This window comes from Microcoleus sp. D3_18_C4 (genome assembly GCF_036702355.1).
Taxonomy (GTDB): Bacteria; Cyanobacteriota; Cyanobacteriia; order Cyanobacteriales; family Microcoleaceae; genus Microcoleus.
Genome location: NZ_JAUBTF010000007.1, coordinates 119,086 through 130,512 on the forward strand (window position 1 = coordinate 119,086; position 11,427 = coordinate 130,512).

Sequence of the window (11,427 nt, forward strand, 5' to 3'; positions counted from 1 at the left end):
TTTTATCCTGTTTTTTGTAAAGTGCAAATCTGTTAACTGTTGGCTGTTGGCTGTTGGCTGTTGCCTGACTAATTTCTACAAACTCATGCCGCCTTTTTGTAGTTGCTTGAGAGGGTCAAGCAAAATGTCGGCTATGCTGCGCTGGCGGATGACAATTTCCGCAGTAGCTGTTTGGCCAGCTTTGAGTTTCCAGGTTTGATTTTTGGCTTTCACTGAGTCTCGATCGATACTCACTTCCACCCGGTAAACAACACCCAATCGCTCGTCTGTTTTGGCATCCGGCGAAATAGATAAAACTTTTCCCGGAATCACGCCGTAATTTTGATAGGGAAAAGCATCGAATTTGACTTGCACCGGCATTCCGGTTTTGACAAATCCCGCTTCTCGGTTCGGCAAATTCACTTCCAGCACCAGAGGAGCCTGATTCGGAGTCATTTCTGCAATAGTTTGACCCGGTTGAACTACTTCGCCAGTGTTGTGAATGTTGAGTGCGGAAATGACTCCGCTGACGGGTGCGTAGAGAAATCTTTGTTTGAGCTTATTTTTTGCTTGATCGAGCAGGGTTTGGGTTTCGGCAATTTTGGATTTGACTTGATTTAATTGCATTTCCAACTGCTGAATTTTTTGCTCTTTTTCTAACTGCGTTTGGCGCGCTGCGGCTTGTTTGCTGGCGGCTTCGGCTTGCAGTCGATCGACTTCTGCCAGTTGTTGGGCTAATTCACCTTGGGCTTGAGAAATGGCGCTTGTTCGATCGCGCAAATTTTGCTCGACTTCAAACAGCCTTTCCTTAACCCCAGTTGCATCAGACAGTTGACTCCTGATGGCAGCACTTTGCCTGTCGCGAACGGTTTGCTCGACTTCAAAGGCGCGATCGTCAGCCTGAGTTGTCTCCCCCAACTGGCTTCTAATAACGGCATTTTCACTTTCTCGCAGAGCTTCCTCTGCTTGAAACAATACGTCTTTTGACAGCGCTCCTTCATCTACCAAAGGTTTGAGACGCGCGATCCGCTCTTTGTGAGCAGCCACTTTTGCTTGCAATTGCCCCAGCAATTCTTGAGTCTTGCGTTGCAATGGTTTCACCTGATCGCGCCGCCCTTGCTGGGAGTTAATATCTGTTTTCAGTTGCGAGAGCAAGTCTTGCACATTCTTTTCCAGAGGTTTGAGCTGTTGTTGCCGCGCTTGCTGAGACACTACATCTGCTTGCAATTGCTCGATTTGAGACTGCGTGGTGGCCGCTGAAGCGCGAGCACGGGCGATCGCAGCTTCAGCCCCCCGCTGGTCTGCAGCAGCAATAGCTTGGCTCGCTTCAACTTCCAGTCGAGTTCTCTCGATCGAACTCATCTCTTGCATCAATTGAATCCGATAAGCCTCCAGAATTTTCTCAAGACGCTCCACCTCGCTCTGGGCATTCGCCGGGTCTAATTCGGCCAATAATTGTCCAGCTTTGATTTTTTGACCTTCTTTGATAGGGAGGTTAATAATTTTTCCCGTCTCCGTCGGGTGAATTTTGTAAATAGCGCCTTTGGGAACTAATTTGCCCTGAGCATGACCAACCTCGTCAATTTTTCCCAGAGTGGCCCACGCTCCAAAAGCTACAGAAAAAACCATTCCTCCTAATATCAAGCGCTGGGGAAAAGATACTGGTGGCTGGTCGAGTACCGAGTGCAAAGAAGTAGACCAATTATTCGCATCAGGCTGCCGTAACTGTAATTTGGCAATATTGATACCGTCATGAGTTTGAGATGAGCGATTTTGAGATTCGACTACTTCTAAAGAGCGGTCTTTTTTTCGGGCTTCGTTTTCTTGCCTTGAAGCTACGCCCCCATAGACTTCACCTATTTCGTTAGGAGCGCACCCTAATTCTTTCTCATCTTGTGAAAACATTGTATTTCCTCCAAATTAGTCTGTTGACTGTTGGCAGTTGTTAGGAGCTATCAGTCAGGAGTCAGGAGTCAGGAGTAAGTGATATCATGTCCGGTCGAGCGATCGCGATTTTTGTAAGGCTCCCCTCACCAACAATACCTGCCAATAATTGACAATCTTAAAAACCCGCCCGACCGGGATCTTATGGTTAATCGCTCGAACCTGATATGAAAATTATCTTTAGCCTTGTGTTGCTAATGACTAATGACTAATGACCAATGACTAATGACTAATGACTAATGACTTAAATATCGAGTTGTTGCTGAGCCAGGTGATAGTAAAGTCCGCGTTCAGCCATCAATTCGTCGTGGTTGCCTTGTTCGGCTAAAATGCCTTTGTCTAGAACCAAAATTCGATCGGCATTACGCACCGTAGACAACCGATGAGCGATAATAAACGCAGTGCGATCGCGACTAATGCGGGCGAGATTTTGCTGAAACCTGCGCTCAGATTCGGTATCCAGCGAAGAAGTTGCTTCATCCAAAACCAAAATCCGGGGATCGCCCAGAAGAGCGCGGGCGATCGCAATTCGCTGCCGCTGGCCCCCAGACAAACTCGTTCCCCTTTCCCCCACAGGAGTTTGATAACCTAGTGGCATATCTTGAATAAAAGCGTGAGCTTCTGCTAGTTTCGCCACTTCTATCGCCTGTTCCAAGCTTGCAGAAGCAGCATTATTTCCGTTTTTATACAGCGTAATATTTTCCAAAATCGTTCCCGAAAACAAGAAACAATCTTGAGGAACAACACCCAACTGAACTCGCAGCGACTGCAAAGAAATGTGCCGAATATCGTGGCCGTCAATTGTCAGCCGCCCTTTTTCTGGATAATAGAAACCTTGCAGCAGCTTTACCAAAGTGCTCTTACCCGAACCGCTGCGGCCGACAATTGCCACAGTTTCTCCAGCTTGCACCTCAAAGGAAATATTTTGCAGCGTATTGCGTTCCTCGTCCTGAGCATAACGGAAAGAAACATTATCAAACTTGACGTTTCCCTGAATGCGAGGCAGCACCAGCATTGGCTTGTAAGGGCTTTCTTCCGGTTGGGCAGAGAATACATCATCCAAACGCTCGATCGAAACGAGCACTTCTTGAAACTCATCCCAAAGTCCCACTACAGACAACACAGGAGAAATCACGCTCCCAATCATCATATTAAAAGCTACAAATTGACCGATCGTCAACTCGTCTTGAATCACCAGCATTGCCCCGTACCACAGCAAAGCCGTGCTCCCCAAAGTATTAATCCCACCCCCAATAACCTGCAAAGAATTCGCCAACTTCTGCCCGCGAAATTTAGCATTAATCATGCAGGTTAATTGGTCTTCCCAGCGCCAGCGCATTTCTCGCTCAGCAGCAGTTGCCTTAATCGTCGCCACCCCAGTAATCATTTCCACCAAAGATGAATTTTGCTTAGCACTTTCTGTAAAAATCTCCCGCGAAATTTTCCGCAGAAACGGAGTTGCCACTAAAGTCAAAATCACGATCGGTGGAATCAAAGCCAGCACCAACAAAGCCAGACGCCAGTTATAGTAAACCATCAGTCCGATATAAACCACAGCCATCAAAGCATCCAACCAAGCGGTAATAGCTTGGCGAGTCAAAAACGCCTGAATTTTTTGATTTTCCTGAACCCGCGTCAAAATATCGCCCACCTGACGAGATTCAAAAAACTTGATTGGCAAACTGAGAGTGTGACTGATAAAGCCGCTAATTAAAGTCAGGTCAATCCGGTTCGACAAATAATCCAGCAAATACTGTCTCGTTGCACCCAACAGCGTTCGCCAAACACTAAACAGCAGCAGTCCGATCGCAAAAACGTGCAGAGTGACTATGCTTTTGCTGACAACCACTTGGTCGAGAATTACTTGGGTAAATAGGGGAGTAACTAAACCAAATATTTGGAGCAACAAGGAGAGGAGAAGAATTTGGGCGATCGCAGCGCGGTAGGGCCAGACTATGCCAACAAAATTTTTAAGTTTGATGCCTTGATGTTCGGCACCGTGATTGCGGTATAGTTCCGCTGTCGGGTCTAAAATTAGGGCGTACCCAGTCCAATTTTCGGTAAAAGTTTGAATGCTCATCCACCGCTTGCCGGCAGCCGGATCAGCCACTAAAACCTGTTGATTTTTAAAGCGGTAAACTGCCACGTAGTGATTGCCTTGCCAGTGAGCAATCCAGGGATTTTGATTTCGCAGCGGAGTTAAAGAAGCTCGCACGGGACGGGTTTGAAATCCCATCCTTTCCGCTGCTTTTGCCAGACTCTTGAGCGACGCCCCGCTGCGGCCTATTTCTGCCAATTCGCGCAAGTAATTTAGGCTGAATTTTTTACCCCAATATTCGCTAATCATTGCTAAGCAAGTAGCTCCACAATCTGCTGCGCTCTGTTGTTGAATGAATGGGTGTCTGCTGGTCAACCAGCGCCGATGCTTGGGTTTGGGAAAGCTGATGATTCCTGCTGCGGGTTTTTGCTGAGCAACTGCGGTTAATTTTGATGGCTCGGTTTTTGAGGTAGAGCTGGCATCTTGGGGCGGCGTTACTAAGCTTAAAATTGGAGGTTTGCGGATGATTTTAGGGCGGGAATTGCTTTCGGAACTAATTGTGGCTTTAGCAATTTCCCACTGTTCGCTGCTAACCTGGTAAATTAGCAAGTCTGTTACGGCTATCCAGTTGCTTTTTACGTCTGAATTTTCCCAGTTACTGCCGATTTTTGGCGGTGCTTGACCTTGAATTTGACCGCGGCGGAGCCAAAAATGATTTGTCGATTTTTGGCAGTGCTCAGCTAGGGAAACTCCGGCCGGAATTCGGCTTTCTTCTGTGTAAGGAAGTAAGTGCGGCCAAAGAATCTGTTGTTGGTGGGGAGCGAGCGATCGCAAATCTGTTTGTGTCTTGAAAAATATTAACCGCTGTCGCTCTTGAAATTCTTGCTGCAAGTGCTGTTGCAGTTGCGGGAATTCTTCTAAAATAAGCTGCATTGTGGTGGCCGCAATTCGACCGATTTGGCAAGTGCCAGCCGCAATTGCCCTGTAAGGCAGTCCGCTTTCAATAAATCGGTTATCTGTCCCAAATATTGCTCCGACTTCCAGTACCACCGCCGAAATTTCCTGCTGTTGAGACGCTTCTACCGCTAGCAGTCTGACTCTTCCCTCGCAAACTAAATAAAAATTGCGATCGCTCTGTTCTTTTTCAAGAAAATTGTTGCTATCTGATGTTTGATATTGAGTGATTTCATCTCCGAGCTGAAACTCGCAAATTTCACACGCTGTATTTAATTTCGCCACTAATGTCGGTTCTGCACCGACTTCCTCGAAAATTTTCTGAATAGCCGGGAAATTTTCCAAGGCTTCTGGGGTTTGAAAAATGTGATTTTTAACCCCTAATTTTTTTTTCATAACTCACCCTGTCAAAAATTTGAAACAAATTTTTTGAATGACAACTAACCCGGTTATGAGCAATTTTTATTGGTTTAGTTGCAATTTAGTTGGCTTAAAAACTGTTGGTCGATATGTCCGACTAACACCCCTTAGTTACGGCATCCCTTCAACGCCTTTAGGATATATAAAATTGCGTTTTTTCAGGATTGTGTGGTGATTACGTAAGTGTGGTTTTGGCTGGCTCTCAGTTTAACTTACAGAATCGTGATTTGGGCTACCTTTAAGGGCAATCTTTACCAAATCTTTATAAAGTTACCGTAATTATACGCAGACTTATGAAGATTATGTGAAGCTGGGGCAGGCAAATGTTGAGCCTGGCATACGTATATATACAGAGAAATTGACATTCAGGGTTCAAAAACCATCAATTTTTGACGATCGCTTCTGAAGTGCAGAGCTCGATCATTGTAAAGAAATATTGATGGCTCTTAGTTTGTAGCAGCAATTCAAGCAATGAATTCACCATCTAATCTCGGTATGTAACGAATTAAAGTAAAGTGGAAAATTCTGCTGTTGATAACGGCTTTCCATTTGGGGGTGACTTCTGTGAGGGCCCAAACCCATCACTATCGATACCCATCACTATCCGTCTACACCCCGATTAAAAGTATCGGTTTTTCTGCTTAACGAATTTTGTGCGATCGCACTCAGTGTATTTGTTCTCCAAAAGCATGGAATAGTGTAGAATCCAACAACCAACTACTGCAAATGTCAGGGTCTAATCCGCCAACATCTTCTGTGCGGCTGTCCCTGGAACAAGTTCTCAAACATTTTTTTGGCTATGACTCTTTGATCCCGCGGCAGCAGGAAATTGTCGAAGCTGCTTTACAAAAACGGGATATGATTGTCATGCTGACGGGCAGTGGCAATTCTTTGTATTTTCAATAGTAGAGACTATTGATGGGAGGAAGGCTACTCTTCGGCACATCTTAGCCGTATCATCTGTTGTTTAGTTCACCCTACTTCATGCCCCTTCACCTGAGTTCGGCTCAATCAAGGCAACTGCTAGTAATTGACCAGCCTGCAGGTTACTCATTGCGACTTCCCAAATGCCTTTTGCACAATAGCTGTAAAAGTTAGGAACAGGCAGCAACAATGAAAGCTACTGGTAAGGTGTATACAATTGATTTGGCTGGAAATCAGTATCAAAGCCCTCGCTACTTGCAAAGTCGGGCCAGGATTAACTCCCTCATCGACCATTATATGTCATTGGAAGTTTTGAGCGATCGACTTTCCGATCTGCCCCAGCAATTTTCCGCCCCGCATCCCCGCCCTTGGGAACCCATAGATTGGCAAGGAATCAATCGCGACCAAATTATTGGTGTCAAGCCAGAAATATTTTTACAAATTTTGGCAAGTGCGGCAGAAATTGAAGCTCCCATCCGCAGCTACGGTAGAGAAAGTTGGTGCTACTTACAGCATATTTACCCGCAAATGGCGCGGTTTATGGGAGGAATTTTTGATAACAACGGCAACATCTTAGAGATAGGTGTCTGGGAAAAAGAAGAACGCCAACATTGCCCGACATTTAGGAAAATTTACCAGCAAGTTACAGCCGAAAAACTCCAAGTTAAACCGAACTCTGTGAATGGCTGTCAATCCACAGGTGACGCTTGGCAAGATACCTACAAACACGTGATTAGTCGCCTGAGTACCGAGTGGGGAGCTACTTCTGTTTATTTATGGTTAATGGTACACTCAACAGGAGCGTTGCAACAGGCAATTTCCCAGCCTTTACAGGATGAGATCAATCATTTGGCTAAGTTTTGGGGTTTCAGCCGCTGGGCATTCTCCCAGAGTTACTTCAATCAACTAAAAGGCTCTACCAAAAACCTGATTGCTTTGCTGAAACACCATCAGATTGAACGCACGCACGGCAATGATGTGTTTAATACTTCACTCAGTCTCAAACAGCTTTCTTTGGTGTTGGAATTGACTTTTACATTCACGCGAGTGATGGTGCGGCTGCGGCGCTGGAACCGCGAACTCAGTCGCAGTTATCTCAGACATTTGTTTGGTACTGCACCGATGGTTGATGCACCGCGCAAGGTCGCTTAAATCTGAGATATTGCACGAGTTTCATGAACAGGCTTTTCGGCCTGTTCCACTCATAGTTCAATTTTATTGTGGGGGTAAGGTTTGCCCTAAGCACCCAGCTATGTTAAAGTGCGGACATATCTACTGGTTTTAATCTTGAAGAATAGAGCGTATGAATCAAAGTTTAATGAATATGTAAACATCGCACTTCAGAGACAATTGAAATTAAAAGGTACTATAAATCATGCAAATTACGATCAACCTTCCCGACAATCTCCCCCTGACTGAAGCCGATGTGAGGATAGAATTGGCGATCGTACTTTATCAGCAACACAGCCTCAGTCTCGATCGAGCCGCTCAACTCGCTGTAATGTCTGTGGACGACTTCTACCAACTATTAATCAGCCGCCATATTGTCACCCCGCCCGCAGATCCCGATGACGAACCAGCGGAACTCGTCCTCGCCAGCCTCCGTAACTCCCTCCAGCAAATTAAAGAAGGCAAATTGCATCCTATTTCCGAACTGTGGGATGGCATTGATGAGTGACGACACACCCCAAATCCAGATTGTCTTTTCCGATGAGTTCAAAACACGACTTCGCACCTTAATTAAACGCTACCGCAGTATCCGCACCGACCTAAAACCACTACTTGATGAGCTACAGTCTGGCAACTTAATTGGCGACCAAATCCCCGGCACTGGCTACACCGTATTCAAAGTCCGCCTCAAAAACAGCGACATCCAAAAGGGTAAAAGTGGGGGCTACCGAGTTATCTATCAACTCAGGGGCGATACCTACATCTTACTTGTCGTTATCTACTCCAAGTCAGACCAAGAGGACATCCCAGCTAATCAAATTCGAGACATTATCGATCGCACTTAAAAGCCAATAAAAACCTAAAACTACCATAAATCATGCAAATTACGATCGCCCTTCCCGACTATCTGCCCCTGACTGAAGCCGATGTGAGGATAGAATTGGCGATCGTACTTTATCAGCAACACAGCCTCAGTCTCGATCGAGCCGCTCAACTCGCTGTAATTTCTGTGGACGACTTCTACCAACTATTAATCAGCCGCCATATCGTCACCCCGCCCGCAGATCCCGATGACGAACCAGCGGAACTCGTCCTCGCCAGCCTCCCTAACTGCCTCCCGGAAATTAAAGAAGGTAAATTGCATCCCATTTCCGAACTGTGGGAGGGGGTTATTGATCGGGTTTGAAAAAGCACCCAATTCATAATAATGCTACGATGGCACTTAAAGCAATTACTATCAACCTTGATAAATTCATGTATTTCTGTGCAACTATAAATTTCATCATCTTGTATCTCTAATTGTCCGAATAGATAATGGCAGGTTGGCAAACTGTCACGAGACTGCCAGATAGTTCTAAAATAGCTCTCATATTAAACTTGTAGCCAATAACTTTATCTGCACAAACCCTATGAACAGCACAGCATCTTACGTATCATCTCAAATCACCGATCGCGAACGCGCTAACCTCAGCCGCCTGATCGATTACAGTTCCATTCAATCGATACCCGAAATTTGGGCGATCGTCAAACAACAATTCGGTCAAACCGTCGCCCTCCACGACCCCCACAGCCAGCCCGAAATCAAACTCACCTACACCGACCTCTACCAGCAAATCCAGCAATTCGCCGCCGGCCTCCAAGCCCTAGGCATCGAACCAAATCCAGGAGAACCCATCCCTCCCCGCGTCGCCCTCTTCGCCGACAACAGCCCCCGCTGGCTGATAGCCGACCAAGGTATCATGATGGCCGGGGCAGCCAACGCCGTTCGAGGCGCCACCGCCGACCCCGAAGAACTCTTGTACATCATCCAAGACAGCGGCAGCACCGCCTTGGTAGTCGAAAACCTGGCATTACTGAAAAAACTGCAACACCGCCTCCCCGATTTACCCATTCAACTCATCGTCCTCCTCTCCGACGAAGAACCGGAAACCAGCCAAACCCTAAGCACAGTCAAATTTTCCCAAGTCATGACCACAGGGGCAAACCGTCCCCTCAAACCCACCAACCACAAGCCTCAAACCCTCGCCACCCTCCTCTACACCAGCGGCACCACCGGCAAACCCAAAGGCGTCATGCTGACTCACGGGAACCTGCTGCACCAACTCACCACCTTGGGCACAATTCTCCAGCCCGAAGCCGGCGAATCTGCCCTCAGCATTCTGCCGAGTTGGCACGCCTACGAACGCAGCGTCGAATACTTCCTGCTTTCCCAAGCATGCACGCAAATTTACACCAATATTCGCTATTTCAAACAAGACTTTAAAACTTACAAACCCCATTACATGGTAAGCGTTCCGCGCATCTGGGAATCGATTTACGAGGCCGTACAAAAGCAATTTCGGGAACAGCCACCTAACAAACAAAAATTGGTAAATTTCCTGTTATCTGCCAGCCAGCAATATATCGAGGCCCGCCGCATTTTTCAAGGATTAACTCTCAATTTAAAACCTGCTTCTGCTACTGAAAAACTAATCGCCCGCACCAAAAGCATTCTGTTGTCGCCCGTACACGCCCTCGCCGAAAAACTGGTTTACCAAAAAGTCAGGCAAGCTACAGGGGGACGCTTAAAATGGGCGATTAGCGGTGGCGGTTCTTTGGCCGCGCATATAGACAATTTCTTTGAAATAGCGAATATCGGTTTATTAGTGGGATACGGTTTAACCGAAACTTCGCCGGTTTTAACCGTCCGCCGCCCTTGGCACAATCTTAAAGGTTCCGCGGGACAGCCTCTAGCCCATACGGAAATTAAAATAGTAGACCCAGAAACCAGACAGCAACTGCCAACAGGCCAGCGCGGCTTAGTATTGGCGCGCGGGCCACAAATTATGCAGGGCTACTATCTTAATCCCCAAGCGACTGCCAAGGCGATCGACCCCGAAGGCTGGTTCGATACCGGCGATTTGGGCTGGCTGACACCGGGGAACGACTTAATCTTGACCGGGCGGGCCAAAGATACGATCGTCCTCAGCAACGGCGAAAACATCGAACCCCAGCCCATAGAAGACGCCTGCGTCCGCAGCCCCTACATCGACCAAATTATGCTAGTAGGTCAAGACCAGAAATCCGTCGGCGCCTTAATTGTCCCCAATCCAGAAGCCGTGCAGAAATGGGCAGAAACTCAGAATCCCCCCTTACACGAAATTGACTGGAATAGCAAGACAATTCAAGATTTATTCCGTAAAGAATTGAACCGAGAGGTGCAAAATCGCCCTGGATACCGCGCGGACGATCGCATCGGCCCGTTCAGGTTGATTCAGGAGCCATTTTCGATCGAAAATGGAATGTTGACCCAGACCCTGAAAATTAAGCGCCCGGTTGTGACGCAACACTACCGCGATATGATTGACGGGATGTTTTGAAATATTCGCAGGACTTGGGGAATGGAAAAGAAAAAATTATCCCAACACCCGAGTCCCGAGTCCGAGTCCTCAGTCCTGGGCCATTAGTTCATATTTACCAACTAATGGCCCAGGACTAATGCCTAATTCCTAATTGACAAGCAACAACTTTATGGAACCACAATTACTCTTGAAGCGATCGATTAACGTTAAAGTCGTCGTTACTCCCCGCTGGAAAGAAGAAGCTCAACAGCAACTCCAAGCCCAAATCAACCAAATAGACTCTCAGCTACAACAGTTAGAAATGCAAGGGCAGCGGATGGTTTCAGAAATCAAACAGCAAAATCTACAGCCCCCAGGCCCGCAAGTACAGCAGCAAATAGAAAACATTCAAGTGCAGGTGAATCAAAGAAAAAGCGAACTGCTAGAACAGAAAAACCAAAACCTGCAACAGCTTCAGCAAGTGCAGGTGCTAGACCTCGAACAAGAAGTGAGTCAAGGTCAAATTGACGGCACGTTCACTGTCGGACTCGGAGAAAACTTGATTCAAAAAATGCAAGTAGAAATTCTCCTCCGCGACGGCATAGTCGAAGAAATTCGAGGTGATATTTAGAAATTGGTAAGTGGTAATTGGCGATCGGTAATTGGCAATTGATTTTG

The 11,427-nt window shown here is 46.7% G+C and carries 9 protein-coding genes; 7 read left to right on the forward strand and 2 right to left on the reverse strand.

Annotated elements, in window-relative coordinates:
- Positions 1–75: 75 nt before the first annotated feature.
- Both QUA90_RS05595 and QUA90_RS05600 read right to left on the reverse strand, forming a co-directional pair.
- The gene (locus tag QUA90_RS05595; protein WP_333444267.1) at positions 76–1,884 is read right to left on the reverse strand and encodes an HlyD family efflux transporter periplasmic adaptor subunit; all 1,809 of its coding nucleotides are present in this window, start codon (positions 1,882–1,884) and stop codon (positions 76–78) included.
- 283 nt (positions 1,885–2,167) lie between these two features.
- Positions 2,168–5,311, reverse strand: coding sequence for a peptidase domain-containing ABC transporter (locus tag QUA90_RS05600; RefSeq protein ID WP_333386130.1), 3,144 nt, complete (start codon positions 5,309–5,311; stop codon positions 2,168–2,170).
- 750 nt (positions 5,312–6,061) lie between these two features.
- On the opposite strand from QUA90_RS05600, the gene QUA90_RS05605 reads away from it, so the two are divergent.
- The 7 genes from QUA90_RS05605 (at position 6,062) to QUA90_RS05635 (ending at position 11,380) form a co-directional block, all read left to right on the forward strand.
- Positions 6,062–6,241 carry a hypothetical protein gene (locus QUA90_RS05605; RefSeq protein WP_333330345.1) on the forward strand — a complete coding sequence of 60 codons (180 nt, stop codon included), beginning with the start codon at positions 6,062–6,064 and terminating at the stop codon, positions 6,239–6,241.
- Positions 6,242–6,448: 207 nt separating this feature from the next.
- Positions 6,449–7,411 carry a hypothetical protein gene (locus QUA90_RS05610; RefSeq protein WP_333444269.1) on the forward strand — a complete coding sequence of 321 codons (963 nt, stop codon included), beginning with the start codon at positions 6,449–6,451 and terminating at the stop codon, positions 7,409–7,411.
- 223 nt (positions 7,412–7,634) lie between these two features.
- Positions 7,635–7,937, forward strand: coding sequence for a UPF0175 family protein (locus QUA90_RS05615; RefSeq protein WP_333444271.1), 303 nt, complete (start codon positions 7,635–7,637; stop codon positions 7,935–7,937).
- Positions 7,930–8,274: a type II toxin-antitoxin system RelE/ParE family toxin gene (locus tag QUA90_RS05620; protein ID WP_333330354.1), complete on the forward strand. Its 345-nt coding sequence runs from the start codon at positions 7,930–7,932 to the stop codon at positions 8,272–8,274. Before QUA90_RS05615 ends, QUA90_RS05620 begins: the two co-directional genes overlap by 8 nt.
- 32 nt (positions 8,275–8,306) lie before the next feature.
- Entirely contained in the window at positions 8,307–8,615 is a 309-nt protein-coding gene (locus tag QUA90_RS05625) for a UPF0175 family protein (RefSeq protein WP_333330357.1), read from the forward strand.
- 223 nt (positions 8,616–8,838) lie between these two features.
- Positions 8,839–10,788, forward strand: coding sequence for a long-chain fatty acid--CoA ligase (locus tag QUA90_RS05630; protein ID WP_333444274.1), 1,950 nt, complete (start codon positions 8,839–8,841; stop codon positions 10,786–10,788).
- 151 nt (positions 10,789–10,939) lie between these two features.
- Entirely contained in the window at positions 10,940–11,380 is a 441-nt protein-coding gene (locus tag QUA90_RS05635; protein ID WP_242722909.1) for a YlqD family protein, read from the forward strand.
- The last annotated feature ends 47 nt before the right edge of the window (positions 11,381–11,427 follow it).